This is a genomic window from Faecalibacterium sp. i25-0019-C1, from assembly GCF_042854225.1.
Classification (GTDB): Bacteria; Bacillota; Clostridia; order Oscillospirales; family Ruminococcaceae; genus Faecalibacterium; species Faecalibacterium taiwanense.
In genome coordinates, this window is record NZ_AP031428.1 from 150,313 (window position 1) to 175,739 (window position 25,427).

The following is a 25,427-nucleotide window of genomic DNA, read 5'->3' on the forward strand; positions in this document are numbered from 1 at the left end:
GCAGCTGCAACGCAGCTGCTTTTTTGTTATTCCAGATTCCCCGTCAGGGTCATTACCGAAGCAAGCACGGCCAGCGGGGCGGTCTCGCACCGCAGGATGCGGGGGCCAAGGCCCACCGTTCTGGCACCGGCCTTTGCGGCCATCTCGGCTTCCTCGGCGGCAAAGCCGCCCTCGGCTCCGGTCACGATGGCGATTTTCAGTTTTTCACCATCGGCGGGCTTTGCTGCGGCCAGCAGGTCGCGCAGGGGCGCGCCGCCGCACTCGTAGCAGAACAGCACAAGGTCGTACTGTGCAAAGGTGCGGCACACGGCACCGAAGTTTGCCAGCGGCAGGGCCACATCCGGCAGAATGCCCCGGCCGCACTGCTTGGCGGCTTCCGCTGCAATGCGGTTGTAGCGCTCGTTCTTCTGCTCCTCTTTTTTGGGGGCCGCCACGCAGTACCGGCTGAAGAAGGGCACGATGTGGGCTGCGCCCAGCTCCACGCCGTGCTTGATGATCTGCTCCAGCTTGTCCTGCTTGGGGTAGCCGGCCAGCAGAGTGACCTCCACGCTGGGTTCGGCGGCGCTGGGATAGCCCGGCTCCACCCGGAACTCCACACACTCATCGCCAAAGCCGGTGATGGTGGCGGTGTATTCCACGGCATTGCCGTCGCATAAAATAACAGTATCGCCCAGCCTTGCGCGCATCACGCGGGCAAGATGGTGGGCATCGGCCCCGCGCAGGGTGGCGGTGCCGTCAGAGATCTCGGTGGTAAAATAACGGTGCGGCATAGTGGTTCTCCTTAAACGTCCTCGCCCTCTCAGTCTTTGCTTCGCAAATCCAGATTCCCCCTTTTGTCACCTACGGTGACATCTTCCCCCGGCCGGGGGAAGTCTTTCCTCAAAGTGGGAGCCCTTGGCAGTCCACGCAAACTTCATCTCTTTGCCAAGGCCTCTCCCTTTGGGAGAGGTGGCACCGAAGGTGACGGAGAGGGCAAGCCAGCTGAAAGAAATCATGAAAGCTTCTGTAATTACGCCTTCTTGCAGACGATGCACTCCCAGCCGCGCTTCTCCTTCACTTCCACAACGGCAAGGCCGGCTTTTTCCAGCCCGGCGATCACTTCGTCCTTGCGGCTGTCGATGATGCCGCTGGCAATAAAGGTGGCACCCTCCGCCATCAGGCCGGGCACGGCAGGAGCCAGAGACAGGATGGCATTGGCCACGATGTTGGCGGTGATGATGTCGTATTTGCCGCTGGCCTTATCGGAAAGGTCGCCCACCAGCACGGTCAGCTTGTCCTGCACACCGTTCAACGCGGCGTTCTCGCCTGCGGTGCGCACGGCCACAGGGTCGATGTCCACGCCCTCGGCCACGGCAGCGCCCAGCTTCAGCGCCGCAATGGCAAGGATGCCGCTGCCGGTGCCGATGTCCAGCACCCGCTCGCCGCCGGTCACCCGCTCGTCCAGCGCTTCCATGCACAGGCTGGTGGTCTCGTGACCGCCGGTGCCGAAGGCAAGGCCCGGGTCAAGGATCAGCTTCACCCGGTCGGTGTCGTACTGCTGCCACGAGGGCACCACCGCCAGCCGTTTGCCGATCTCCAGGGGGTGGTAATACTTGCGCCAGCCGTTCTGCCAGTCCTCCTGCTCCACGCCTTCGGTCTCCACGGTGTAGGCGATGTTTGCAGCTTCCATGCGGGCGGCAATGAGGGCCAGCGTCTCCACGGGGGAAGCGCCCGGCTCCAGATACATATGGATGATAACGGTATCGCGGGGCTTGTCCAGCAGCTCCTGCTCGATCAGATCCACATGGGCGATCTCGGCCACCTGCTGCTCGATGTCGCTGTAGTCTTCGATATAGATGCCGCCCTCGGCGATCATGGTGGCAACGGCTTCGGCGTTGTCGGCATCGGCCTTGGCCACGGTCAGGCGGATATCAGTCCATTCCATAATGCTGTCTCCTTTTATTTTGCATCCTCGCCCTCTCCGTCATTGCTTGCGCAATGCCACCTCCCCCAAAGTGGGAGGCTTTGGCAGTCCATGCAAAGTTTGCGGTTTTGCCAAGGGCTCTCCCTTTGGGAGAGCTGGACGCGAAGCGGCCTGAGAGGGCGCATGTTCTTTATAATAGTATAGTACCCGATTCGGCTGTGGGATGCAAGCCTTTGGGCAAAATGTACGTAAAAAGAAAAGAATTTTCAACACAAAGACGACCCTTGTGCGGAAAAACTAAAAATTATCGACTGAAAAACTGCCAAATGAGGACTTTTGATGCATTTTGATAGAAAAAAGGCGAAAGGGACTTTCTTTTTTTGCGGAAATATGTTACTATTCTATTACGGAATTATGGACGGCCTGCAACCAGAGGCGTCTGTAAACACAAACATTTCTTAAGGAGGAATGTGCTTTATGATGAAGTATCTCCAGAAACTGGGCAAAGCTTTGATGCTTCCCGTCGCGGTCCTGCCGATCTGCGGCATCCTGATGGGTCTTGGTTATGCCCTTGCTCCGGGCGTTATGGGCGTTCCCGGTGCTGCAACCTCCGGTGCAGCTTACACCGTTGGCTTCCTGCTGGTCAAGGCAGGCGGCGCTCTGATCGATAACATGGCATGGCTGTTTGCCATTGGTGCCGCTGTCGGCCTTGCAGACAACGACGGCACCGCAGGTCTGGCCGGTCTGGTCAGCTTCCTGATGATGCAGCAGCTGCTGAACCCCGGTGTGGTCGGCATGGTCCGTCACCTGGAAGAAGGCACTGCTACCTACATCGCCTTCCAGAAGGTCGCCGGCAACTCCTTCATCGGCATTCTGGCCGCTGTTGTGGGCGCTGCCTGCTACAACAAGTTCAAGGATATCCAGCTGCCTGACTGGCTGGCATTCTTCTCCGGCAAGCGCTTCGTTGCAATCGCTACCGGTCTGATCTCCATTCTGGTGTCCGTTGTTCTGCTGTTCGTCTGGCCCGTCATCTTCGACGCTCTGGTCGCAATCGGCAACGGCATCGCTGGCATGGACGGCATCGGCGCCGGCATCTACGCCTTCCTGAACCGTCTGCTCATCCCCACCGGCCTGCACCACGCTCTGAACAACGTGTTCTGGTTCGACACCATCGGTCTGGGCGACCTGAGCCACTTCTGGGCTGGCGAGACCTCTGCTGATGTGGGCTGGAGCCTTGGTATGTACATGTCCGGCTTCTTCCCCTGCATGATGTTCGGTGTCCTGGGCGCTGCTCTGGCTATGGTCAAGACCGCTAAGAACAAGAAGGCTGCCATCGGCCTGGTTCTGTCCGCTGCAATCTGCGCCTTCGTCTGCGGCGTTACCGAGCCCTTCGAGTTCGGCTTCATGTTCCTGTGCTTCCCCCTGTACGTTGTGTACGCTGCTCTGTACGGCATCTTTACCGTCATCACCTACTACTCCGGTTTCCGTGCCGGCTTCTGCTTCTCCGCAGGTGCCACCGACCTGGTGTTCTCCGCTTCCCTGCCCGCAGCTGCCAAGACTTGGATGATCATTCCTCTGGGCATCGCAGCCTTCGTGGTGTTCTACGCAGTGTTCTACTTTGCCATCACCAAGTTCGACCTGAAGACCCCCGGCCGTGAGGACGAGGACGAAGAGGCCGAGAAGAAGGTCGTTCTGGCAAACAACAACTATACCGAAGTCGCTTCCGCTGTTCTGGCTGCTGTCGGCGGCAAGGAGAACGTGAAGGAAGTTGGTTACTGCGCAACCCGTCTGCGCTTTGAGGTCAAGGATAACGCCAAGGTGGACGAGAAGGCTGTCAAGGCCGCTGGTGCTGCCGGTGTCATCCGCCCCAGCAAGAACGCTTGCCAGGTGATCATCGGCACCAAGGTTCAGTTCGTGTACGACGAGCTGAAGAAGATGCTGTAACGCACACAGCATTCTGAACGGAGTTTGTGCGGGAGACTGGTTGCTCCTGCATTCCCATAAAAGCCGCCGGGAGAAGGGCAGAACCTGCCGCTCCCGGCGGCTTTTTGCGTTCCCGCGCGGAGTGTGCTATACTGGTTCAAAAGGCAGATACGGGAGGAAAAACCATGAGCAAAGTGTACAGCTGGCGGAAACTGAACGAAAAAGAACTGACGCGGGTCTATCTGGACGAAATGCGGCGGGACTTTCCGCCCACGGAGCTAAAGCCCCTGAGCATGATCCTGAACAGCGAAGCGGACGGCACAGCCCACACATGGGGCGTGTTCGACGGCGAAACACTGGCGGCGTACCTGCTCATGGTGCGCCCGGCAGGCAGCAGGGTGAGCCAGCTGGATTACTTTGCCGTGCTGCCGGAATACCGTGCTGCAGGGCTGGGCGCGCAGCTGCTGGCCGACCTGCCGCAGCACGAGCGCGGTGCGCAGGCCATCCTCATTGAGGCCGAATGCCCGGATAAGGCAGAGGACGAAGCTATGGCTGTGCGGCGGCTGGGCTTTTACTCCCGGTGCGGCGCGCGGGACACCGGCTTCACCGAGCACTTGTTTGATGCATGGTTCCGCATTCTGGTGCTGGACTGCCCGGGTGCCGGTACCTTTGCGGACCGGCAGGCCGTGGATGCCCTGGTGGACTGCTACCGCCGCACCATCAGCGAGACCGAGTGGCAGAAGTACGTGCAGTTCTACTGCCCGGACGGAACAAAATACTGCTGAGCAGAAGGCGCTCTGTGCAAATTATGTGTACAGAGCGCCTTTTTGTCATATTTTTGTTGACAGACTCCCAAAAAGTGGTACGCTAAAAGCACAGAAAAACGCTTTTAGAGGAGGGCAATGTTATGGCAGAAAAAATGACCCGGCGTACCTTTATGAAGAGCGCAGCAGCTGCGGCTGCAGCGATCTCTTTGTCCGGCGTGCTGACCGGCTGCGGCGGCGGTCTGGCACAGGATGAGGTACAGATCGGCGCATTTACCGCAAAAGTCTACAATGCAAAGGCTTTCTGGGTCGGCGGCACGGGCACCAACAGCAGCAATTATATCACAGCCACTGCACGGCTGACGCTGGACACGAAAAACAGCACCTTTGTTTCGCAGCAGTATCAGGGCATGTTTGTGGGCACCATTGGTGATTCTGCACTGAGCACGAATGCACCGAACGGAAGCGACAGTCTGGTCGCTTCCAACATGCCTTTTCTGAGCGCATTTCTAAAAAAGACCGAAGTGGAGTTGAAACTGAGCTTTGAGAAGGAAGAGGATTTTGCAGCGTTTAAGAATGGCACACCGGTCAAGCTGACCATTACCATCAACAATACACCGGGCTATCTGTATCTGTACTGGAACGGTGAGCAGAACGGTCTGGTCGTGACCAATGCCGCACCGCAGGCATAATAAAATCATCCCGTGAGCGTCATGCCGCCGGGCATTCCTGAAAAGGAGTGCCCGGCGGCTTTTTGTCACTTTGCCCAGCCAGAAAATGGCATTTTCGGCATATTTATCCTGTTTGTAAAATTTGAGTACAGGCTTTTCATGCCGGCTTTACGCAGGCTTGACACAGCCGCCGGAGCCTGTGCAAAAGCTTTACCTCCATTTTGCGCGTACATGGTCGCAGCGCACACGGCGGTGCGGTACAATTAGGCCGTTCCCAAGGAAAACACAAGAAAACATCGGCCGGAACGGCGTTCCGGCATTTATTGGAGGAAAAGGGTTATGAAAAAGATCACTCGTCGTTCGTTTATCACTGTCTGCGGCGCTGCTGCTGCGGCTATGGCTCTGACCGCCTGCGGCGGCACAGCCTCTTCCACTGTGGCATCCTCTGCTGCGGAGTCCACCTCTTCTTCTGCCGCTGCTGAGACCGCTGCAGGCACCCTGTCCGGCAATGTGGCTACCGGCGGTTCTACCTCTATGAAGAACGTCATCGCAGCCCTGACCGAGGGCTTTGCCGAGGTGGAGCCGGGTGTCACCGTCAGCTACGACCCCACCGGTTCCGGCGCAGGCATCACCGGTGCTACCGATAAGACGCTGGACATCGGCCTGTCCTCCCGCGCCCTGAAGGACGACGAGAAGAACGATGTGGACGGCACCACCGTGGCTCTGGACGGCATCGCCATCGTTGTCAACAAGGCCAGCAAGGTGGCAGACCTGACCGTGGACCAGCTGAAGCAGATGTTCACCGGCGAGATCACCAACTGGAAGGATGTGGGCGGCGACGACGGCGAGATCGTTCTGGTGGGCCGCGAGGCCGGTTCCGGCACCCGTGATGGCTTTGAGAGCATCGTGGACGTGAAGGACAGCTGCAAGTACGCACAGGAGCTGACCGCTACCGGCGCTGTCATCAGCGCTGTGGAGGCCAATCCTCTGGCTGTCGGCTACGCTTCCCTGTCCGCTGTGGGCGACACCGTCGCCATGGTCACTGTGGAGGGTGTGGAGTGCAGCGAGGATACCGTCAAGGACGGCAGCTACAAGATCCAGCGTCCCTTCGTGTTCGTCACCAACAAGAGCGTGACCCTGTCGGAGCAGGCACAGGCCTTTGTGGACTTTGCCACCAGCAAGGACGCTGCCGACCTCATCCGCACCGCAGGCGCTGTGCCGGTGAACGAGTAACGGTTAGAGGGCAAGGCCGTTCACAAAATACCCCGCCGCGTCGGGCTGCCGTTTCTGCGGGCCGACGCGGCTTTTATAAAGGATTTCAGCTATGAACAAAAAATCCTATCTGAGCCGGGTGCGGCTGCCCCGCACCCCCGCCGAATGGCTGGAAGCGGTGATGAACTTCATCTTCTTCCTGTGCGGTATGCTGGCTGTGGGCTGCGTGGTGCTCATCTCGGTGTACATGGTGATCTCCGGCGTGCCGGCCATCCACAAGATCGGCCTGTTCCAATTCCTGTTCGGCACAAAGTGGGCCTCCACGGCGGCCCAGCCGCTGTTCGGCATCCTGCCCTTTATCCTGTCCAGCATCTACGGCACGCTGGGCGCTGCCATCATCGGTGTGCCCATCGGCCTGCTGACGGCGGTGTTCCTCTCCAAGGCCGCCGACCCCAAGCTGCGCACCGTGGTGGTCACCGCCATCGAGCTGCTGTCCGGCATCCCCAGCGTGGTGTTCGGCCTGCTGGGCATGCAGGTGCTGGTGCCCGCCGTGGCAAAGACCTTCGGCAAGGCTTCCGGTGCCTGCCTGCTGAGCGCTATCGTGGTGCTTTCCATCATGATTTTGCCCAGCATCGTGTCCGTGTCGGTCACGGCACTGAACGCCGTGCCGCCGGAGTATGAGCAGGGCAGTCTGGCACTGGGTGCCACCGACACCGAAACATGGTTCAAGATCAGCATTCCGGCAGCCAAAAGCGGCATTGCCGCAGGCATTGTGCTGGGCATCGGCCGTGCCATCGGCGAGGCCATGGCGGTGATGATGGTGGCAGGCAACAGCCCCAACATGCCGGACGGCCCCTTCCGCAGCGTCACCTTCCTGACCACCGCCATCGCCAAGGAGATGAGCTATGCCGGCGGTCTGCAGCGGCAGGCGCTGTTCAGCATCGCGCTGGTGCTGTTCGTCTTTATCATGATCATCAATGTTGTGCTGAACGTTGTGCTGAAGGGAGGAAGCCGGGATGAATAAGGGCCTTTCGCCTTCCCGTCAGATGTGGAACCGGGTCATGACCGCACTGGTCTGGGCCAGCGCCGTTCTGGTGATGGTTCTGGTGGCCGGTATCATCGGCATGGTGCTGGTGCGGGGCATCCCCCACATCAGCTGGAAGTTCCTTTCCACCACCGCCAGTGTGCTGAAAAAGACCGACGGCATCCTGCCTGCCATCCTCAACACACTGTATGTCATTGTGCTGACATTACTGATCGTACTGCCTCTGGGCGTGGGCGCGGCGGTCTACCTGACCGAGTATGCATCCAACCGGCGGCTCATCGAGGTCATTGAGTTCACCAACGAAACGCTGGCGGGCATCCCCAGCATCATCTACGGTCTGGTGGGTATGCTGGTGTTCAGTCAGGCGCTGGGCTTCCAGACTTGTCTGCTGTCCGGTTCACTTACGCTGGTGGTCATGAACCTGCCCACCATCATCCGAACCACGCAGGAATCCCTCAAGACGGTGCCGCAGGGCTACCGTGAGGGTGCCATGGGCTTGGGTGCAGGCAAGTGGCACATCATCCGCACCATCGTGCTGCCCTGCAGCATCGACGGCATCGTGACCGGCTGCATTCTGGCTGTGGGCCGCATCGTGGGCGAAAGTGCCGCCCTGCTCTTCACCGCCGGTGCCGCAGAGGTCATTGCCAAGAGCGTGGCCAAAGCCTACACCTCCAACGGTGCCACCCTGTCGGTGCTGCTGTACCTGCGTGCCTTTGAGGACGGCGATTTTGCTTCCGCATGGGGCATCGGTGCGGTGCTGCTGGTGCTGGTATTGGCCATCAACCTTGCGGCGCGGCTGGCAAAGACCAAGCTGAAACAGAAACAGTAAAAAGAGAAGAAACCCTCTCAGTCATTGCTGCGCAATGCCAGCTCCCCCAAAGGAGGAGCTAGAGTGGTGCTGACCGGCAGATGATCAAAAGCTCCCCCTTCGGGGGAGCTGGCACGCCATCAGGCGTGACTGAGAGGGTTCGTTCCAATTCAACAATGAGGTACTCTATGGAAAACACGAACATGCCGGTGATATCGGCAAAAGACCTGAACCTCTGGTACGGCGACTTCAAGGCGCTGAAAGGCATCTCGCTGGACGTGGGCGAGCGGGAGATCACCGCGCTCATCGGCCCTTCCGGCTGCGGAAAGTCCACCTTTTTAAAGACCCTCAACCGCATGAACGACCTTGTGCCGAATGTGCGCATCGAGGGCGATGTGCGGCTGAAGGGCGAGGATATTTTTGCCCGGGAAATGCAGCTTACCGACCTGCGCCGCCGGGTGGGCATGGTGTTCCAGAAGGCCAATCCCTTCCCCATGAGCATTTACGACAACATCACCTACGGCCCCAAGCTGCACGGCGTGCGCAATAAGGCTGAGCTGGACGAGCTGGTGGAAAGCTCGCTGCGGGGCGCGGCCCTGTGGGACGAGGTGAAGGACCGCCTGAAAAAGAGCGCGCTGGGCCTTTCCGGCGGACAGCAGCAGCGTCTGTGCATCGCACGCGCACTGGCGGTGAAGCCCGAAGTGCTGCTGATGGACGAGCCTACCAGCGCATTGGACCCCGGCTCCACCATGAAGGTGGAGGAGCTGATGAGTGAACTGAAGAAGAACTACACGGTGGTCATCGTTACCCACAACATGCAGCAGGCGGCCCGTATCAGCGACCGCACCGCCTTCTTCCTGCTGGGCGAGCTGGTGGAAGTGGGCCCCACGGCCCAGATCTTCAGCGCACCGCAGGATAAACGCACCGAGGACTACATTTCCGGTCGGTTCGGTTAAAGGAGGAAACAGCTATGAGTATCCGTAAACAGTACGACACCGATCTGGAATCGCTGAAAAATTCGCTGACCGAAATGGGCCGCAACTCTGCCGATGCCGTGGAGAACGCTCTGGAAGCGCTCTGCGTTGCTGATGCCGATGCGGCTGCGGCCATCGTGAAGGAGGATGCCCGCATCAACAATATGGAGCGGGATATCGAGCACCGCTGCATGACATTGCTGCTGCGTCAGCAGCCGGTGGCAGGCGATCTGCGCCGCATCTCCACTGCCATGAAGGTGGTCACGGACATCGAGCGCATCGGCGACCATGCCGCCGACATCGCCGAGATCATCCCCCACCTTGTCACCGTCCGCAAAGAGGGCGACGCGGCGGTAAGTCAGGCCATTGCCATGGGCAAAAAGGCTCACCAGATGATCCTGAATGCCCTCGATGCCCTGACGGCAGAGGACGAAAATGCCGCCCGCAGGGTGATCGCCGCAGACGACGAGGTGGATTACGACTTCAACGCCATCAAGCATCAGCTGGCGCAGGAGATCGCCGAAGATCCCGGCAAGGTGGACGCAGCGCTGGACCTGCTGATGGTCATTAAGTATCTGGAGCGCATCGGCGACCACGCCGTGAATGTGGCCGAGTGGGTGCAGTTCGTGCGCACCGGCCGCTATAAGGACGAGAGCATGTTCTGAGCATTTCCCTTCCTCATGTTTGAGGGTTCGTGTTTTCTTTATTTCTCCTGAAAAAGGCCGTTTCTGCCCGGTGCGGAAGCGGTCTTTTTCTGTAAGACGAAAACCCTCTCAGGCTCACTGCGTTCGCCAGCTCCCCCGAAGGGGGGAGCTTTTAAGCATCTACCGGTTCGTGCCGATAAAGCTCCCCCTTCGGGGGAGCTGGCACGCCGTCAGGCGTGACTGAGAGGGGTCTGACTCCTACAACGAAAAATAATAAAAGTTTTTTAGCTTTCTGCAATATTCCGGCAGGCCGGTTCGTATCAGAAGTGTAAGGGCCGGCAAAGGGCCTGCGATCTCTGTGCGGCGGGTGTCCGGCTTCCCCCAGTCCCCGCCCGCCGCACCTTTATGGAGGAAGATCAAAATGACACAGATGAAGCATTTTCCGCTGGAAGCACGCAGCGAGACGGTCAGCCGCGAAGCACTGGTGCAGGCGGCACTCAAAGAGATCACCCAGAATTACCGCGAAGCAAGCCTTTCCAACGTGGCACGGGAGTACGGCGTTTCGCTGGCATATGTCAGCGAGTGCGTGCGTGCCCAGACCGGACGCACCTATAAGGAATTGCTGCAAAAGCACCGTATGGAGACCGCTGCCCGCATGCTGCGCCGCAGCGACATGAACATCCAGCAGATCATTTCTCTGGTGGGCTACGAGAACACCAGCTATTTCTACCGCCTGTTCCACGAGCGGTATGGTCTCAGCCCGCGGGAATACCGGCTGGTGCGCACCGGCCATGGCCGCGCCAGCGCATAAGGTACTTGCTCTAACAGCAGGGACTGCTGCACATCGTTTTAGCCGAAAGTGCAGCAGCCCCTGCTTTTTGCCGTTTTGGAGCATTTTAAGGTACTTTGGTGCGGGAACTGGATTTTTATGGTAATTTGTAGTACAATAAGAACAATTCTCAAAGTGCTGTGCCGGACCGAGCGCAGCGCAGAAAAGACGAGGTGGAATGAATGTTTCGTGGAGCAGTGAGAGGGGATCTGCCCCAGATCCTGAAGATCTACGCCCATGCACGTGCAGTCATGAAGGCATCCGGTAACCCGACCCAGTGGGGGGATAATTTCCCGCCGCAGGAACTGCTGGAGGAGGATATCGACTCGAACCGGTTGTTCCTCTATGTGGTCAACGGCCAGATCGAGGCCGTGTTTGCCTTTATTCTGGGGGCAGACCCCACCTACGCCGCCATTGAGGACGGCCAGTGGCTGGACGATACCCTGCCCTATGGCACGGTGCACCGTCTGGCATCGGCCGGAAAGCACAAGGGCGTGGGCAAGGCCGTGCTGGACTGGAGCATGGAGCACTGCCAGAGCCTGCGTGCCGACACCCACGCCGACAACAAGATCATGCAGCATCTGCTGGAAAAGAACGGCTTTACCCGCTGCGGCATCATCCATGTGGCAGACGGCTCGCCCCGCTTTGCCTACCAGAAGCTTGCCCCCACCCAGCCGCTGGGTTGAAACAGAATACACCCCCAAAGAGCCCCGGTCTGCGGATGCAGAGCCTGCCATGCAGGACTGCGCACGCAGGCTTTTTTGTTTGCCCCCGCTCGCTCTGCCCTGCGCCGCTCGACGGTGACGGAGAGAACGAAGCCGCGAACGGTTAAATCTGTCCTCACTACAAATACAGATCAACGGAAAACCCTCATGGGCACCGACCTGAATGCAAATTTGTGAACGAAAAATGTCTGAAAACGCTTTCATTTCTCTGCCGTATGTGCTATAATAACACCCGTCCTTGTGTAAGAGACAGGAAACTGTACGCCATTGGCGTACAATAGGAAAGAGGAGTGTCTATATGAAAACGTTGAATAAGGCAGTTGCCCGCTACAACGGCATCAGTCTGATCGTTCGCATTCTGATCGGCCTGTTCATCGGTGCGGTGCTGGCTCTGGTGGCCCCCGGTGCAGGCTGGGTGGGTGAACTGGGCAACCTGTTCGTTGGCGCACTGAAGGGCATCGCCCCGGTGCTGGTGTTCGTGATCGTGGCAAGTGCTCTGGCACAGGGCTCTTCCAAGCTGGACCGCCGCTTCGGCACGGTCATCTGGCTGTACATGCTCACCACCTTTCTGGCTGCGGCCATCGCAGTGGCGACCAGCTTTATGTTCCCGGTCACGGTCGTGCTGGCAGACGCTGCCCAGTCGGACGTGGTGCCGCAGGGTCTGGGCGAAGTGATGGGCACTCTGCTCACCAACTTTGTGGCAAACCCCGTCAGTGCCATCATGAGCGGCAACTACATCGGCATCCTGTTCTGGGCCTGCATGTTCGGCGTGGCCATGAAGAAGATCGGCTCTGACACCACCAAGACCTTTATGGCAAACACCGCCGATGCGGTCTCCCAGATCGTGCGCTGGATCATCAATCTGGCACCCTTCGGCATCATGGGTCTGGTCTACACCAATGTTTCCGGCAACGGCCTTGCCATCTTTACCCAGTACGGCAAGCTGCTGGCTCTGCTGGTGGGCACCATGCTGTTCATGGCCCTCATCGTCTCCCCCTTCATCATGTTTATCTATCTGGGCTGCAACCCCTATCCGCTGGTGTTCCGCTGCCTGCGTGAGTCCGGCCTGACCGCCTTCTTCACCCGCAGCTCCGCCGCCAACATCCCCGTGAACATGGCCCTGTGCGAAAAGCTGGGTCTGGACAAGGATATGTACTCCGTCTCCATTCCGCTGGGCGCCACCATCAACATGGACGGTGCCGCCATCACCATCACCATCATGACGCTGGCCGCTGCTAACACCTTGGGCATTCAGGTGTCTCTGCCTGCAGCCATCGTGCTGAGCGCTATGAGCGCTCTGGGTGCCTGCGGTGCTTCCGGCGTGGCCGGCGGTTCCCTGCTGCTGATCCCCATGGCCTGCTCCCTGTTCGGCATCTCCAACGATGTCGCCATGCAGATGGTGGGTGTCGGCTTCATCATCGGCGTGGTGCAGGACTCTGTTGAGACTGCCCTGAACTCTGCCGGTGACGTGGAGTTCGCTGCCACCGCCGAGTACCATCAGTGGCGCAAGCAGGGCAAGTCCCTGCCGGAGTTTTTAACTGGTAAGAAGAACTGAAAAATTTAAAAATATAGAAAAGGGCTGTTGCCAAACTCCTTCCGACATCGCTTACGCGATGCCACCTCCCTCAATGAGGGAGGCTTCACAGCTTACCGTCATGTCAGGCTCCCTCCGTGAGGGAGCTGGCGCGGCGAAGCCGTGACTGAGGGAGTCCTTGGCAACAGCCCCTTCGCTTTTTACGGGAAAAGATGTAACGGGCAGCAGGGCGTTTTCATTACGGCCCCTCCCGTGAAAAAACAGAAGAGCAGCGGCCGCAGCCGCTGCTCTTCTGTAATAATAAAAATAAAATTTCCGCTGTTTATGCCTAGAGCAAAGCGGAGGGCAGCCTAAATCGTAAGTCAATCGATGACCTTTGCCTTCTGCAAAGCCACCAAAATCAGCGGGATGAGCACCAGCTGTGCCGCGATGCCCGGCACGGCGGTGAGCAGCGCGCCGGACAAAAACGCGCTGAACGGGAAGCTGGAACCGGTCAGGCCGGCCAGCACAAAGCGTACTGCACCCCAGACCAAACGGCCTGCCACCATGGCGGTGACAAGAGAAGCGTACATCATGGGCACGGTATGCTTCACCTTGTGCCAGAGCACGCCGGACACAAGGCCGTAGGCGGCCAGCTCAAAGGCCATGGAGATGGCGATGGGGAACATCGGCGGCATGCCGAACAGCACCGACCGCACCAGCGGAGCAATGAAGCCCACGGCAAGGCCCCATGGGCCGCCCAGCACAAAGCCGCACAGCAGAATGGGAAAGTGCATCGGGCACAGCATGTTGCCCACCTGCGGCACATGGCCGGTGATCATGGGCAGCACAAAGGCCAGTGCAAGGAACAGTGCAGCCAGCACGAGGCTGCGGGTGGTGGAATGGGGGTTCATTTTCATAAAAAGCTTCCTCCTTTGGCCAGACAAAAAAGAGGTCTGCCCGGCTTACAAGCCAACGGCAGACCCCTTCGTGGTGTCTATAGCAGCAAAAATAAGATGGCAGAACGCAAAGGCCCCCTGTGGGCTTTGCGCTGCACCGCTGCGTAAGCGCAGCGGTGGATAAAATGCTCCATCAGGATGGAGAACACGGACTTCTGTCCGCGCACCCGGCTTCCTGCCGGAATCTGTGAAAAATATAGCAGATGCCTCTGGCTTTGTCAAGATACGGCAAAAAGCCTGCAATTTAACCAAAAAGCGGCAAATTTCAATGAATATTTCCCCGCGTGTGTACATTTTGCATGAAGAAGCTTGACCTTTTTGCATAGAATAGCTAATATAAACTTGAAAAAGAGCGCGCTGCGGGCAGCAGGACTGCACCGGCGCTGACGAAAGGCTTTTTTGAACATGTGCAAATCTGAGGTTCATACGGGAGGACCATCATGACAAATGCAGAAAAACTTACTCTGGCCAAGCACGCCTGCCACATCCGCATGGGCGTGATCGAGGGCACGCACAGCGCAAAGTGCGGCCATCCGGGCGGCAGTCTGGATATCGCCGAGCTGCTGAGCTACCTCTATTTCGTGGAAATGAACATTGACCCGAAGGACCCCAAGAAGGCCGACCGCGACCGTCTGGTGCTGTCCAAGGGCCATGCTGCACCGGCACTGTATGCAGCGCTGGCAGAGCGCGGCTATTTCCCGGTGGAAGACCTTAAGACCCTGCGTAAGATCGGCAGCTATCTGCAGGGCCACCCCAACATGAACGAGACCCCGGGTGTGGATATGTCCACCGGCAGTCTGGGTCAGGGCGTGTCTGCCGCCTGCGGCATGGCACTGGGTGCCAAGCACGCCGGTAAGCCCATCAACGTCTACACCATCCTGGGCGACGGCGAGGTGGAAGAGGGCGAGTGCTGGGAAGCCTTCATGTTTGCCGCACACTACGGCCTTTCCAACCTGTGCGTTGTGCTGGACCGCAACCACCTGCAGATCGACGGCACCACCGAGACCGTGATGAACAGCGCCCCGCTGGAAGAGAAGCTGAAGGCCTTCAACTTCAATGTTGTCACCATCGACGGCCACGACTACGACCAGATCGAAGCCGCCATGCAGGCATTCCATGCAGAGACTGCAAAGCCCACCTGCATCATTATGGACACCACAAAGGGCAAGGGCGTTTCCTATATGACCAACTCTGTGGACTGGCACGGCAAGGGCCCCAACGATGACGAGTACAAGATCGCAATTGAGGAACTGAACGCCGCATACGCCGCACTGGAGCAGGAGGAAAACTAAGATGGCAGATGTGAAGAAGATCGCTACCCGTGAAAGCTACGGCAACACCCTGAAGGAGCTGGCCGCCGAAGGCCACGAGGATCTGGTGGTGCTGGACGCAGACCTTGCTGCTGCCACCAAGACCGGTATGTTCCGCAAGGCTTACCCGGATCGTCATTTTGACTGCGGCATTGCCGAGGAAAACATGATGGGCGTGGCTGCGGGCCTGTCCACCATGGGCTACGTGCCCTTTGTTTCCAGCTTTGCCATGTTCGCCGCCGGCCGTGCCTTTGAGCAGGTGCGCAACTCCATTGGCTATCCCCACCTGAACGTGAAGATCGGTGCCACCCACGGCGGCATCTCGGTGGGCGAGGACGGCGCTTCCCATCAGTGCTGCGAGGACTTTGCCCTCATGCGCAGCATCCCCGGCATGACCGTGATCTGCCCCGCCGACGATGTGGAGGCCCGCGCCGCTGTGCGTGCTGCCTACGCAATGGAAGGCCCCGTCTATCTGCGCTTTGGCCGTTTGGCTGTGCCTGTGTTCCACGATGCCGAGAACTATCACTTCGAGATCGGCAAGGGTGAGCAGATCACTGAGGGCAGCGACATTGCCATCATCGCCACCGGCCTGATGGTCAACGAAGCCCGCATTGCCGCGGAGCAGCTGGCCGCTGAGGGCATCCATGCCCGGGTCATCAACATCCACACCATCAAGCCTCTGGACGAGGAGATCGTCCTCAAGGCTGCAAAGGAGTGCGGCAAGGTCATCACCGCCGAGGAGCACAATGTCATCGGAGGTCTGGGCGAGGCCGTCTGCGCCGTGCTGAGCGAAAAGCTGCCCACCCCTGTGCGCCGCGTGGGCGTGCAGGACGTGTTCGGCTGCTCCGGCCCTGCATGGGACCTGCTGAAGTTCTACGGTCTGGATGCCGCTACCATCTGCAAGACTGCCCACGAAATGCTGGGCAAATAAAGCTGTCCGGAATATTATAAGAGCTGAAGGGCTGCTGCACGTTCGTTCAAAACGAGGTGCAGCAGCCCCTTTTTGCGTTCATTCTTCGCCCAGCAGCTTTGCACGGCTGGCGTATACAGCGGTAAATACCTCCCGCAGCCGTTGGATCTCGGGACGCGGGTCGTCCCGCAGGGTCAGCAGACAGGTGTCCGGCAACGGCAGCTGCAGCGGCAGATACCATGCAGCCGGAAAGGCCGGGTATTTCATCGGACACAAAAACATGCCGCGCCCAGCAAGCAGATCGTTGTAAACACACTCGTAGTTTTCCACCATGTGCCAGCTTGGTGCGGAAAACGGCAGGCCGGGCTGAACAACGGCAAGATCCACCATTTCCTGATACAGCGGCTCATAAAACAGCTGCTGCCCGGCAAGATCGGCCAGCGCCAGAGTGCTGCGCCCTGTGAGCGGGTGCTCCGGCGATACGATCAGGTAAAAGGTGTTGTGCAGGATGGGGGTGCGCTCGATCTCCGGCTGCAGCGGCCCAAAGGGCAGATAGAGGGCTGCGTCTGCCTCGCTGCAGAGCATTTCGTGGGGGTTGCGTGACACGGGCCGAGTGTCCACCGCAAACTTATATCTCGGCAGTGCGGCGTGCAGCCGTGCCATCAGGATGGGATAAATGGGATCCCGCTGCAGCAGCACCGGCGGCAGGCGCAGGGTCAGTGTGCGCCGCCGGGCAAAGCCCTTCAGTGCGGTGCGGGCGTTCAGGATGCTGCGATAGATCCCCTCCGCCTGCGGCACAAAGGCCCGGCCTGCTTCGGTCAGCGCCACGCGGGTGGTGCTGCGCTCAAACAGGGCCAGATCCAGCTCCTTTTCCAGACTGCGGATCTGGTAGCTGAGGGCGGGCTGGGTGCAGTACAGCTCCCGGGCGGCTGTGGTAAAATTCAGGGTCCGGCTCACGGTGAGAAAACACAGCAGCTGGTGGTCGTTCATCCGAAAAAAGCTCCTTTCTGTGCAGGGAAAGCTCCGTCTGCTCTCAGTATAACATGGCGGGAGACAGTTATAAACACTTTTTATCAGGGTGGCAAAATTTTTTTGTTTCCCTTTTACTTCGTTATATTTTATACTAAGTGCAGCGCGGGAAAAACTCCCGCAGAGACGAAGAGAAATTGATGAGAAGAAAGAGGAAATCCAAATGGAAAAGATCTCCCGCAAAGGCTTTTTGAAGGTCGCCGCCGCTGCCGCCATGAGCGGTGTCACCGCCGGTGCACTGGCTGCCTGCAACTCCGCAGCTTCTTCCAGCACCGCCGCTACCGGCGATGCCATCTACACCGCCGGTACCTACACCGGCACGGCCACCGGCATCGGTGAGGTGAAGGTGACCATGACCTTCAGCGAGACCGCCATCACCGAGGTGGTCATCGATGCCTCCAACGAGACCGAAAGCATCGGCGGCGTGGCCGCACCCACCCTGCAGGAGGCCATCATGGCCGCACAGGGTACCGAGATCGACAACATCTCCGGCGCCACCGTCACCACCAACGCGGTCAAGAAGGCTGCCGCCAGCTGCATCGAGCAGGCTATGGGCGTTGCTTCCGAAGAGCCTGCTGCAGATACCGCCGGGGATACCGGCGATGACTGGCTGGGCGAAGAGCCGGACGTGCAGGCCAGTGAGACCCAGGACTTTGATGTGGTCATCATCGGCGCCGGTCTGTCCGGCGTCTGCGCTGCCCGTGCGGCTGCCGAGGAGGGCGCAAAAGTTGCCATCGTGGAAAAGAGCTCTTCCTTCAACTGCCGCAGCGGCGAGTATGCCCTGCTGAACGGCAGCCTGAACAAGCGCTGGGGCCGTGAGAACATCGTGGACGAGGATGTTGTGGTCGACCGCCTGATGCGCGAGTGCACCTACCGCAACAAGCGCTCCATCCTGAAAAAGTGGGCTTCCCATGCACACGAGGTCATGGACTGGTTCATCGAGGCTTACCCCGAGCTGACCATCTGCGACTCCACCCGTGAGGCCGTGACCCAGGAGCAGTTCGACAAGGGTATTCTGGTGCCGCTGGCATGGCCTCAGCCCGAGCACTACGATTACCGCAACGAAGAGTTCCCCACCTTCCCTTCCAGCATGGAGTTCCGCTCTTCCCGCAAGGATCAGCAGGGCTTTATAGTGGAAGCCAACCTGAACAAGGCCGTTGAGAACGGTGCACAGACCTTCTTCGGCTGCTTCGGCACCAAGCTGCTGAAGGACAGCGACGGCCGCGTGACCGGCGTGATCATCCGCGACGCACAGAATGACAACAAGTACATCCAGCTCAACGCTTCCAAGGGCGTGATCCTGGCTACCGGCGACAACTCCGGCGACGAGAAGATCATGAAGCATTTTGCTCCCGAGATCGTGGAGAAGAAGATCGCCAACATGGGTGCCATGGGTATGCTGGGCGTTGACGTGGAGGGCAAGACCGTGGAGACCGGCGACGGCCTGCGCATGGGCGCATGGATCGGCGCAAAGGTGCAGGATTTCCACGCACCGATGACCCACCACATGGGCAGCGGCATGGGCGTGACCCCCTTCCTGCAGATCAACAAGCGCGGCGACCGTTTCATGAACGAGTGCATCCCCGGCCAGCAGCTGGAAAACCAGATCGAGCTGCAGCCCGAGTGCACCTCCTTCCAGCTGTACGACTCCAAGTGGGGCGAAGAGGTGCCCTACATGCCCGCAAACCACGGCGGCCTGTGCTACATCATCCCCGAGGATGAGGATGAGTCCAACCCCAACTACACCGACCGTCAGTACACCAAGATCAGCGCAAAGGCCGAGGCTTACCAGTTCAAGGCCGATACACTGGAAGACCTGCTGACCCAGTGCGGCTTTGAGGGCGATGCACTGGATAATGCACTGGCTTCCGTCGAGCGCTACAACGAGCTGGCCAAGGCCGGTTCCGACGATGACTTCGGCAAGCCCGCAAGCCGGATGTTCGCGCTGGAGAATCCCCCGTACTATGCATGCCAGTGGGGCACCACTTCCATGCTGGTGTGCGTGGGCGGCCTGGAGAGCGACGAGAACTGCCACACCTTCACCGAGGAGGACCCCGCCAGCCCCAAGCGCGACATCATCAAGGGCCTGTATGTCTGCGGCAATGTGCAGGGCAGCCGCTACGCAGTGGAATACCCCATCTGCATGCGCGGCATCAGCCACAGCCTGTGCGTCTACTACGGCTACATCGCCGGCAAGAACTGCGTGGCCGGTGTCTGATACCCTGCTGACAGAACACTGAAATAAGCGTTTCCCTGCCCGGAGCAGTATTCTTTCTTCCTGCTCCGGGCTTTTTTGCGCCCCAATGTGACCCGGTTACGGAAAAGCCCCGGCGTTTTGGGTATACTGATGCCATAAGAACAACCACGAGCGAACCCTTTCAGGAGGTAGAAATATGGCAGTTGTTACGATCACGAAGGAAAATTTTGAGCAGGAGGTACTGCAGAGCGCAAAGCCTGTCCTGCTGGACTTCTGGGCCAGCTGGTGCGGCCCCTGCCGCATGCTCAGTCCCGTTGTGGACGAGGTGGCCGAGGAGCGCACCGATGTGAAGGTGGGCAAGGTGAACGTAGACGAGCAGCCGGAGCTGGCCGGCCAGTTCGGCGTGATGAGCATCCCCACCCTGCTGGTGTTTGAGCAGGGCAAGCTGGTGCGTCAGGCCGTGGGTGCCCGCCCGAAGGCCAGTGTGCTGGACCTGCTTGGGTAAATATGCGTGCTGAAAAGGAGCTGTTGCGCCATGCAACGGCTCCTTTTCTTCTTTTCCCTGTACAAACGCACAGAAAAATCGTATCATTGAGTTGAAAACACCGTCACTTTCCTGCTTTACAACTTTACCTAGATAAAGTAAAATAAACTCAAGTAAGAAATGGGGGAACCGACAATGGAATTCAGCATTGCAAACCTGCAGCCCAAGGAGCGCGCCTCCTTTGCACTGCGCGCCTTGTACGAAGCGGCGGGCTGCCGCAAGTATCATATGGGCCGGTTTGAGGAGTACGGCCTGTATCAGGAGAACCGCAGCTTTTTGTCGTCCGAGCAGGTCATCACCTTTACCGATCTGGATGGCCGTCTGCTGGCCCTCAAGCCGGACGTGACCCTCTCCATTGCCAAGACGGCGCAGCCCGCCCCCGGCGAGACCCTGTGCTACTACTATCACGAGAACGTCTACCGCCCTTCCGCCGAGAGCCACACCTTTAAAGAAATCAGCCAGATGGGCCTTGAGATGCTGGGTGCGGTGGGCGAAGCACAGGTGCAGCAGGCGGTGTGTCTGGCGGCGCGGTCGCTGGATGCGCTGGGGGCCGAGTGGGTGCTGGAAGTGAGCCACATGGGCTACCTGTTCGGCCTGTTCGACGCGCTGGGCGTGCCGGATGCCGCCCGCGCAAAGCTGCTGGAAAAGCTGCGGGAGAAAAACGCCCACGAGCTGCGGGCTGCAGCCGGAGCCGCCGGTCTTGCCGATGCCGCCGATACCCTGTGCAGCGTGCTGGATCTTTCCGGTGCCTATGCCGAAACGATGGAAAAGGCTGCAGCCCTGTGCAAAAACGATGCCATGCGCGCAGCGGTGGCCGAGCTGGAAGCGCTGGCTGTGCCGCTGGAAAAGGCGGGCGGCGTGATCCGGCTGGACATGACGCTGGCCGGTGAGATGGAATACTACAACGGCCTTGTGTTTCAGGGCTACCTGAAAGCCCTGCCCCGCCCCCTGCTCAAGGGCGGCCGCTACGACCTGCTGATGCAGAAGTTCACCCCCGGTGCCGGTGCCATCGGCTTTGCGGTCTATCTGGACGAGCTGGACCGCCTGAGCGCCCCGTTGCCGCCGGTGCAGAAGAACAGCACCGACAGGGTGATGCTGAACGTGGCTCTGCCCAAGGGCCGTCTGGGCGATAAGGTGTATAACCTGCTGGCGGGCATCGGCTACGGCTGCCCGGAGGACTACAACGCTACCCGCAAGCTGGTGGTGGAAAACCCGGAGGCCGGCATCCGCTACTTCCTCGTCAAACCCAGCGATGTTGCCATCTATGTGGAGCACGGTGCCGCCGATGTGGGCATCGTGGGAAAGGACATCCTCACAGAGGCTTCTGCCGATGTGTACGAGCTGCTGGACACCGGCCTTGGCAAATGCCGCATGTGCGTTGCAGCCCCGGCCGATTACAAGGACGACCCCAGCCGCCCGGTGCGGGTGGCCACCAAATTCGTCAACATTGCAAAGAGCTACTACGCATCCATGGGGCGGGACATCGATATCATCAAGCTGAACGGCTCCATTGAGCTGGCCCCCATTCTGGGCCTTTCGGACGTCATCGTGGATATCGTGGAGACCGGCACCACCCTGCGGGAGAACGGCCTGAAGGTGGTCACCGAGTTCATGCCCATCTCGGCCCGGTTCATTGCCAACAAGGCCAGCTACCAGTTCAAGCACGCCGAAATGGACACCATGCTGGAAAAGCTGCGGGCGGAACTGCAGAACAAGGAGGAAGCAAAATGATCAAGCTGTATAACTTTGACGAGCTGAAGCCCGAAGAGATCCTGAACCGCGACATCCGCGCGGAAAAGAACGTAGAGGATGTGGTGGACGGCATCATTGCCGATGTGCGCGCCCGGGGCGACGATGCCCTGAAGGATTATGCGCTGAAATTTGACGGCGCGAAGATCGATGCCCTGCAGGTGACGCAGGAGGAGATCGACGAGGCCTTTGCGAACATGGACCCCTACTTCCTCGAGACCCTGCGCGAAGCCGCCGCCAACATCGAGAGCTTCCACCGCCAGCAGGTGCACAAGAATTTTGTGGTGAACGACAAGCCCGGCATCGTGCTGGGCCAGAAATATACCCCCATTGAAAAGGCCGGTGTCTATGTGCCCGGCGGCACGGCGGCCTATCCCTCCACCGTGCTCATGGACGTGATCCCGGCAAAGGTGGCAGGCGTGTCCGAAATCGTCATGACCACCCCCGCCGGAAAGGACGGCAGGGTGAACCCGGTCATCCTTGCCGCCGCTGCCACCGCAGGCGTGACCAAGATCTTCAAGACCGGCGGCGCACAGGCTGTGGCGGCTCTCGCCTACGGCACCCAGAGCATCCCTGCGGTGGATAAGATCGTTGGCCCCGGCAACATCTACGTTGCCACCGCCAAGCGCAAGGTGTTCGGCAAGGTGGGCATCGATATGATCGCAGGCCCCAGCGAAATTCTGGTGCTGGCCGACGGCGGCTGCAACCCTGCATGGGTGGCGGCGGACCTGCTGAGTCAGGCCGAGCACGACAAACTGGCAAGCCCGGTCCTCGTCACCGACAGCCCGGAGCTGGCCAAGGCCGTGCAGGCGGAGCTGGAGGTGCAGATCCCTCAGCTGCCCCGTGCCGCCATCGCCCGCGCCAGCGTGGACGACAACGGCAAGATCATCCTCTGCACCGACCTGCACAAGGCCATTGAAGCCTGCAACATCATTGCACCGGAACATCTGGAAGTGTGCGTGGAGGACCCCTTCGGCGTGCTGAACGAGATCAAAAATGCAGGCAGCATCTTCCTTGGCCGCAACGTGCCGGAAGCGCTGGGCGATTACTTTGCAGGCCCCAACCACACCCTGCCCACCAGCGGCACCGCCCGCTTCTCAAGCCCCTTGGGCGTAGACGACTTTGTAAAGAAGTCCAGCTTCCTCTACTACACCCGTGAAGCGCTGGGCGAAGTAGCCCCCCGCATCGCCGATTTTGCCGAGCGCGAGGGCCTGCACGCCCACGCCCGCAGCGTGACCATCCGGTATGAAAAGTGACCCTCTCAGGCGCTTGCGCGCCAGATTCCCCTTTTTGTCACCCGCGGTGACATCTTCCCCCGGCCGGGGGAAGTCTTTCCTCGAAGGGGAGCTTTGAGAGTGGAAACCGTAAGATGCAAAAAAGCTCCCCCTTCGGGGGAGCTGGCAAAGCCGTAAGGCTTTGACTGAGAGGGTTTTTATATGAGTCGTTTTCTTTCTCCCACTCTGGCCGCTGTCACCCCCTACACCCCGGGTGAGCAGCCGCAGGATCAGCAGTACATCAAACTGAACACCAACGAAAGCCCCTATCTGCCCTCCCCGGCGGTGATCGCCGCCGTGAGCGAGCACGAGGTGGAAAAGCTGCGCCTTTACTCCGACCCCGCCTGTGCCGACCTGCTCAAGGCGGCCGCAGTCCACTTCGGTTTGCAGCCGGAGCAGATCATGCCCGGCAATGGCAGCGACGAGAACCTCTTCTTTGCGCTGCGTGCCTTCTGCGACGCAGACCACCCGCTGGCCTATGCCGACATCACCTACGGCTGCTACGGCGTGTGGTGCGGACTGATGCACATTCCCAGCCACATCATCCCGCTGAAAGAGGATTTCACCCTTGACCCGAAGGACTACTACGGCCTGAACCAGACCATCGTCCTTGCAAACCCCAACGCCCCCACCGGCATTGCACTGCCCCGAGCGGAAATTGAGGGCATCTTAAAGGCAAACCCGAACAATGTGGTCATTGTGGACGAGGCCTATGTGGACTTTGGCGGCGAGAGCTGCGTGCCCCTCATCGACCAGTACGAGAACCTGCTGGTGGTGCAGACCTTTTCCAAGTCCCGGCAGCTGGCCGGTGCGCGTCTGGGTCTTGCCATGGGCAATGCAAAGCTCATTGCCGACCTGAACCGAGTCAAGTTCAGCCTGAACCCCTACAACATCAACCGCCTAACCCTGAAGGCCGGGCAGGCCGCGCTGGAAGATACCGCTTATTTTGACAGGACCCGCGCCGCCATCGTGGACACCCGCGCATGGACAAAACAGCAGCTGGAACAGCGCGGCTTTGCCGTGCTGGACAGCCGCTCCAACTTCCTGTTTGCAAGTACCGACCGGAAAGACGGCGGAACACTCTACAAAGAGTTGAAGAAAAACGGCATTCTGGTGCGCCATTTTGACGCGCCCCGCATCCAGAACTGGCTGCGCATCACCATTGGCACGCCAGAACAGATGCAGACGTTTATGGAAACGCTGGATAAGATTATGGAGGAATGAACCATGCCGAACCGAATGATCTCGCTGGAACGCAACACCAATGAGACCCAGATCGACCTTACCCTTGATCTGGACGGCACCGGCCGCTACGAGGTGGACACCGGGTGCGGCTTTCTGAACCACATGCTGGAGCTGTTCGCCCGCCATGGCCGGTTTGATCTGGTGCTCACCTGCCACGGCGATGTGCAGGTGGACTACCACCACACCACCGAGGATGTGGGCATTGCGCTGGGTCAGGCCTTTGCACGGGCACTGGGCGATATGCGCGGCATCCAGCGCTACGGCAGTTTCTACCTGCCCATGGACGAAGCGCTGATTTTGTGCGCCGTCGATCTTTCGGGCCGCTGCACCCTGAACTGGGATGTCCGTTGCAGCACCGAAAAGGTGGGCGATTTTGACGTGGAATGCGCCAAGGAATTCTGGCTGGGCTTTGCCCGCAGCGTGCCCGCCACGATCCACTTTGTACAATTTGCGGGAGAAAATACCCACCACATCCTCGAGGCCTGCTTCAAGGGCGCAGGCCATGCACTGGGCGCGGCCGTGAAGATCGACGAAGCCCACAAGGACGAAATTCCTTCCACGAAAGGACTGCTGGTATGATCGCAATTATCGATTATGGCGTGGGCAACCTGTTCAGCCTGAAGTCCAGCCTGAAGCAGCTGGGACTGGAAGCCGTTGTGACTGCGGACGCGGACACCATCCGCAAAGCCGACCGGCTCATCTTGCCGGGCGTGGGCGCTTTTGCCGATGCCATGGCCAAGCTGGAGGCGACGGGCCTTGTGCCGGTCATGAAAGAAGAAGCCGAAAGGAAGCCGCTGCTGGGCATCTGCCTTGGCATGCAGCTGCTGTTTAAAAAGAGCTACGAGTACGGTGAGCACGAAGGCCTCGGCTTTGTGAAGGGCGAGGTCTGCCCGCTGGAGCCCGACCTTGCGGACAAGAGCCTGAAGGTGCCGCAGATCGGCTGGAACGCCTTGCACATTGTAAAGGACGACCCGCTGTTCAAGTACATCCGTGAGGGCGAATACGTCTATTACGTCCACAGCTACTACGGCAAGAACTGTACGGAGAGTACACTGGCTGTGAGCGACTATTCCATTCCCGTCACCGGCGCGGTGCGGGCGGGCAGGGTGTATGGCACCCAGTTCCACCCGGAAAAGAGCGGGGATACCGGACTACGGATCTTGAAGGCGTTTGCGGAGCTATAACCCTCTCAGTCAACG

At 59.4% G+C, this 25,427-nt stretch carries 25 protein-coding genes; 20 read left to right on the forward strand and 5 right to left on the reverse strand.

Features of this window, described 5'->3' with window-relative positions; all coding sequences use genetic code 11:
- Nucleotides 1-26: 26 nt before the first annotated feature.
- Complete coding sequence (locus ACGHUK_RS00735) at nt 27-770, reverse strand: RsmE family RNA methyltransferase (protein ID WP_349137309.1); 744 nt, start codon at nt 768-770, stop codon at nt 27-29.
- A 239-nt stretch (nt 771-1,009) separates the two neighbouring features.
- Complete coding sequence (gene prmA / locus ACGHUK_RS00740; RefSeq protein ID WP_005943732.1) at nt 1,010-1,924, reverse strand: 50S ribosomal protein L11 methyltransferase; 915 nt, start codon at nt 1,922-1,924, stop codon at nt 1,010-1,012.
- 456 nt (nt 1,925-2,380) lie between these two features.
- On the opposite strand from prmA, the gene ACGHUK_RS00745 reads away from it, so the two are divergent.
- From ACGHUK_RS00745 to sstT, 11 genes are all read left to right on the forward strand, one after another.
- Entirely contained in the window at nt 2,381-3,847 is a 1,467-nt protein-coding gene (locus tag ACGHUK_RS00745; protein WP_044953914.1) for a PTS transporter subunit EIIC, read from the forward strand.
- Between the two features lie 164 nt (nt 3,848-4,011).
- Nucleotides 4,012-4,611 (forward strand): GNAT family N-acetyltransferase, encoded by a 600-nt coding sequence (locus ACGHUK_RS00750; protein WP_097774556.1) that lies wholly within the window; start codon nt 4,012-4,014, stop codon nt 4,609-4,611.
- A gap of 122 nt (nt 4,612-4,733) precedes the next feature.
- Complete coding sequence (locus tag ACGHUK_RS00755; protein WP_390574604.1) at nt 4,734-5,282, forward strand: twin-arginine translocation signal domain-containing protein; 549 nt, start codon at nt 4,734-4,736, stop codon at nt 5,280-5,282.
- Between the two features lie 318 nt (nt 5,283-5,600).
- Nucleotides 5,601-6,494, forward strand: a complete 894-nt coding sequence (locus ACGHUK_RS00760; protein WP_390574605.1) for a phosphate ABC transporter substrate-binding protein — start codon at nt 5,601-5,603, stop codon at nt 6,492-6,494.
- A gap of 91 nt (nt 6,495-6,585) precedes the next feature.
- On the forward strand, nt 6,586-7,497 hold the full coding sequence (pstC, locus tag ACGHUK_RS00765; protein WP_390574606.1) for a phosphate ABC transporter permease subunit PstC: 912 nt from the start codon (nt 6,586-6,588) through the stop codon (nt 7,495-7,497).
- Nucleotides 7,490-8,347 (forward strand): phosphate ABC transporter permease PstA, encoded by an 858-nt coding sequence (gene pstA, locus ACGHUK_RS00770; RefSeq protein WP_097774559.1) that lies wholly within the window; start codon nt 7,490-7,492, stop codon nt 8,345-8,347. The genes pstC and pstA overlap by 8 nt, the downstream gene beginning before the upstream one ends.
- A 167-nt stretch (nt 8,348-8,514) precedes the next feature.
- Nucleotides 8,515-9,282, forward strand: coding sequence for a phosphate ABC transporter ATP-binding protein PstB (gene pstB / locus ACGHUK_RS00775; protein WP_097774560.1), 768 nt, complete (start codon nt 8,515-8,517; stop codon nt 9,280-9,282).
- A 14-nt stretch (nt 9,283-9,296) separates the two neighbouring features.
- Complete coding sequence (phoU, locus tag ACGHUK_RS00780; RefSeq protein ID WP_332375802.1) at nt 9,297-9,965, forward strand: phosphate signaling complex protein PhoU; 669 nt, start codon at nt 9,297-9,299, stop codon at nt 9,963-9,965.
- 400 nt (nt 9,966-10,365) lie between these two features.
- Complete coding sequence (locus tag ACGHUK_RS00785) at nt 10,366-10,755, forward strand: helix-turn-helix transcriptional regulator (RefSeq protein ID WP_120080402.1); 390 nt, start codon at nt 10,366-10,368, stop codon at nt 10,753-10,755.
- A 200-nt stretch (nt 10,756-10,955) separates the two neighbouring features.
- Nucleotides 10,956-11,459 carry an N-acetyltransferase family protein gene (locus tag ACGHUK_RS00790; RefSeq protein WP_371290147.1) on the forward strand — a complete coding sequence of 168 codons (504 nt, stop codon included), beginning with the start codon at nt 10,956-10,958 and terminating at the stop codon, nt 11,457-11,459.
- Nucleotides 11,460-11,805: 346 nt separating this feature from the next.
- Nucleotides 11,806-13,053, forward strand: a complete 1,248-nt coding sequence (sstT, locus tag ACGHUK_RS00795; RefSeq protein WP_371290345.1) for a serine/threonine transporter SstT — start codon at nt 11,806-11,808, stop codon at nt 13,051-13,053.
- A 341-nt stretch (nt 13,054-13,394) separates the two neighbouring features.
- On the opposite strand, the gene ACGHUK_RS00800 is transcribed toward sstT, so the two are convergent.
- Nucleotides 13,395-13,925 carry an ECF transporter S component gene (locus ACGHUK_RS00800; protein ID WP_390575824.1) on the reverse strand — a complete coding sequence of 177 codons (531 nt, stop codon included), beginning with the start codon at nt 13,923-13,925 and terminating at the stop codon, nt 13,395-13,397.
- 51 nt (nt 13,926-13,976) lie between these two features.
- On the reverse strand, nt 13,977-14,396 hold the full coding sequence (locus tag ACGHUK_RS00805) for a hypothetical protein (RefSeq protein WP_223388353.1): 420 nt from the start codon (nt 14,394-14,396) through the stop codon (nt 13,977-13,979).
- Between the two features lie 14 nt (nt 14,397-14,410).
- Here ACGHUK_RS00805 and ACGHUK_RS00810 point away from each other — a divergent pair, with 14 nt between their 5' ends.
- Together ACGHUK_RS00810 and ACGHUK_RS00815 are read left to right on the forward strand one after the other, a co-directional pair.
- On the forward strand, nt 14,411-15,262 hold the full coding sequence (locus ACGHUK_RS00810) for a transketolase (RefSeq protein WP_097774567.1): 852 nt from the start codon (nt 14,411-14,413) through the stop codon (nt 15,260-15,262).
- Between the two features lies 1 nt (nt 15,263).
- Complete coding sequence (locus ACGHUK_RS00815; protein ID WP_223388352.1) at nt 15,264-16,211, forward strand: transketolase family protein; 948 nt, start codon at nt 15,264-15,266, stop codon at nt 16,209-16,211.
- Nucleotides 16,212-16,289: 78 nt separating this feature from the next.
- Here the strand turns inward: ACGHUK_RS00815 and ACGHUK_RS00820 are convergent, their stop codons facing one another.
- On the reverse strand, nt 16,290-17,180 hold the full coding sequence (locus tag ACGHUK_RS00820; RefSeq protein ID WP_223388351.1) for a LysR family transcriptional regulator: 891 nt from the start codon (nt 17,178-17,180) through the stop codon (nt 16,290-16,292).
- Nucleotides 17,181-17,382: 202 nt separating this feature from the next.
- Between ACGHUK_RS00820 and ACGHUK_RS00825 the strand changes: the two genes are divergently transcribed.
- The 7 genes from ACGHUK_RS00825 (at nt 17,383) to hisH (ending at nt 25,412) form a co-directional block, all read left to right on the forward strand.
- A complete protein-coding gene (locus ACGHUK_RS00825) occupies nt 17,383-19,437 on the forward strand; it encodes an FAD-dependent oxidoreductase (protein ID WP_223388350.1) in 2,055 nt (684 codons plus the stop codon).
- A gap of 175 nt (nt 19,438-19,612) precedes the next feature.
- On the forward strand, nt 19,613-19,921 hold the full coding sequence (trxA, locus tag ACGHUK_RS00830) for a thioredoxin (RefSeq protein WP_005943661.1): 309 nt from the start codon (nt 19,613-19,615) through the stop codon (nt 19,919-19,921).
- 174 nt (nt 19,922-20,095) lie between these two features.
- The gene (hisG, locus tag ACGHUK_RS00835; protein WP_390574608.1) at nt 20,096-21,691 is read left to right on the forward strand and encodes an ATP phosphoribosyltransferase; all 1,596 of its coding nucleotides are present in this window, start codon (nt 20,096-20,098) and stop codon (nt 21,689-21,691) included.
- Nucleotides 21,688-22,965: a histidinol dehydrogenase gene (gene hisD / locus ACGHUK_RS00840; RefSeq protein ID WP_390574609.1), complete on the forward strand. Its 1,278-nt coding sequence runs from the start codon at nt 21,688-21,690 to the stop codon at nt 22,963-22,965. Before hisG ends, hisD begins: the two co-directional genes overlap by 4 nt.
- 180 nt (nt 22,966-23,145) lie before the next feature.
- Nucleotides 23,146-24,207 carry a histidinol-phosphate transaminase gene (hisC, locus tag ACGHUK_RS00845; RefSeq protein ID WP_390574610.1) on the forward strand — a complete coding sequence of 354 codons (1,062 nt, stop codon included), beginning with the start codon at nt 23,146-23,148 and terminating at the stop codon, nt 24,205-24,207.
- A 3-nt stretch (nt 24,208-24,210) separates the two neighbouring features.
- Nucleotides 24,211-24,807, forward strand: coding sequence for an imidazoleglycerol-phosphate dehydratase HisB (gene hisB, locus ACGHUK_RS00850; protein WP_097774580.1), 597 nt, complete (start codon nt 24,211-24,213; stop codon nt 24,805-24,807).
- Complete coding sequence (hisH, locus tag ACGHUK_RS00855) at nt 24,804-25,412, forward strand: imidazole glycerol phosphate synthase subunit HisH (protein WP_390574612.1); 609 nt, start codon at nt 24,804-24,806, stop codon at nt 25,410-25,412. The genes hisB and hisH overlap by 4 nt, the downstream gene beginning before the upstream one ends.
- Nucleotides 25,413-25,427 lie beyond the last annotated feature (15 nt).

Bases quoted from the DNA above. Each gene is read 5' to 3' on its own strand.
- pstB (WP_097774560.1), top strand. From the start codon at position 8,515: ATGGAAAACACGAACATGCCGGTGATATCGGCAAAAGACCTGAACCTC.
- ACGHUK_RS00810 (WP_097774567.1), top strand. From the start codon at position 14,411: ATGACAAATGCAGAAAAACTTACTCTGGCCAAGCACGCCTGCCACATC.
- hisH (WP_390574612.1), top strand. From the start codon at position 24,804: ATGATCGCAATTATCGATTATGGCGTGGGCAACCTGTTCAGCCTGAAG.
- ACGHUK_RS00750 (WP_097774556.1), top strand. From the start codon at position 4,012: ATGAGCAAAGTGTACAGCTGGCGGAAACTGAACGAAAAAGAACTGACG.
- trxA (WP_005943661.1), top strand. From the start codon at position 19,613: ATGGCAGTTGTTACGATCACGAAGGAAAATTTTGAGCAGGAGGTACTG.
- ACGHUK_RS00815 (WP_223388352.1), top strand. From the start codon at position 15,264: ATGGCAGATGTGAAGAAGATCGCTACCCGTGAAAGCTACGGCAACACC.
- ACGHUK_RS00755 (WP_390574604.1), top strand. From the start codon at position 4,734: ATGGCAGAAAAAATGACCCGGCGTACCTTTATGAAGAGCGCAGCAGCT.
- pstA (WP_097774559.1), top strand. From the start codon at position 7,490: ATGAATAAGGGCCTTTCGCCTTCCCGTCAGATGTGGAACCGGGTCATG.
- ACGHUK_RS00790 (WP_371290147.1), top strand. From the start codon at position 10,956: ATGTTTCGTGGAGCAGTGAGAGGGGATCTGCCCCAGATCCTGAAGATC.
- prmA (WP_005943732.1), bottom strand. From the start codon at position 1,924: ATGGAATGGACTGATATCCGCCTGACCGTGGCCAAGGCCGATGCCGAC.
- ACGHUK_RS00820 (WP_223388351.1), bottom strand. From the start codon at position 17,180: ATGAACGACCACCAGCTGCTGTGTTTTCTCACCGTGAGCCGGACCCTG.
- hisG (WP_390574608.1), top strand. From the start codon at position 20,096: ATGGAATTCAGCATTGCAAACCTGCAGCCCAAGGAGCGCGCCTCCTTT.
- hisB (WP_097774580.1), top strand. From the start codon at position 24,211: ATGCCGAACCGAATGATCTCGCTGGAACGCAACACCAATGAGACCCAG.
- ACGHUK_RS00785 (WP_120080402.1), top strand. From the start codon at position 10,366: ATGACACAGATGAAGCATTTTCCGCTGGAAGCACGCAGCGAGACGGTC.
- ACGHUK_RS00825 (WP_223388350.1), top strand. From the start codon at position 17,383: ATGGAAAAGATCTCCCGCAAAGGCTTTTTGAAGGTCGCCGCCGCTGCC.
- ACGHUK_RS00745 (WP_044953914.1), top strand. From the start codon at position 2,381: ATGATGAAGTATCTCCAGAAACTGGGCAAAGCTTTGATGCTTCCCGTC.
- ACGHUK_RS00805 (WP_223388353.1), bottom strand. From the start codon at position 14,396: ATGAACCTCAGATTTGCACATGTTCAAAAAAGCCTTTCGTCAGCGCCG.
- ACGHUK_RS00760 (WP_390574605.1), top strand. From the start codon at position 5,601: ATGAAAAAGATCACTCGTCGTTCGTTTATCACTGTCTGCGGCGCTGCT.
- ACGHUK_RS00735 (WP_349137309.1), bottom strand. From the start codon at position 770: ATGCCGCACCGTTATTTTACCACCGAGATCTCTGACGGCACCGCCACC.
- hisC (WP_390574610.1), top strand. From the start codon at position 23,146: ATGAGTCGTTTTCTTTCTCCCACTCTGGCCGCTGTCACCCCCTACACC.
- hisD (WP_390574609.1), top strand. From the start codon at position 21,688: ATGATCAAGCTGTATAACTTTGACGAGCTGAAGCCCGAAGAGATCCTG.
- phoU (WP_332375802.1), top strand. From the start codon at position 9,297: ATGAGTATCCGTAAACAGTACGACACCGATCTGGAATCGCTGAAAAAT.
- ACGHUK_RS00800 (WP_390575824.1), bottom strand. From the start codon at position 13,925: ATGAACCCCCATTCCACCACCCGCAGCCTCGTGCTGGCTGCACTGTTC.
- pstC (WP_390574606.1), top strand. From the start codon at position 6,586: ATGAACAAAAAATCCTATCTGAGCCGGGTGCGGCTGCCCCGCACCCCC.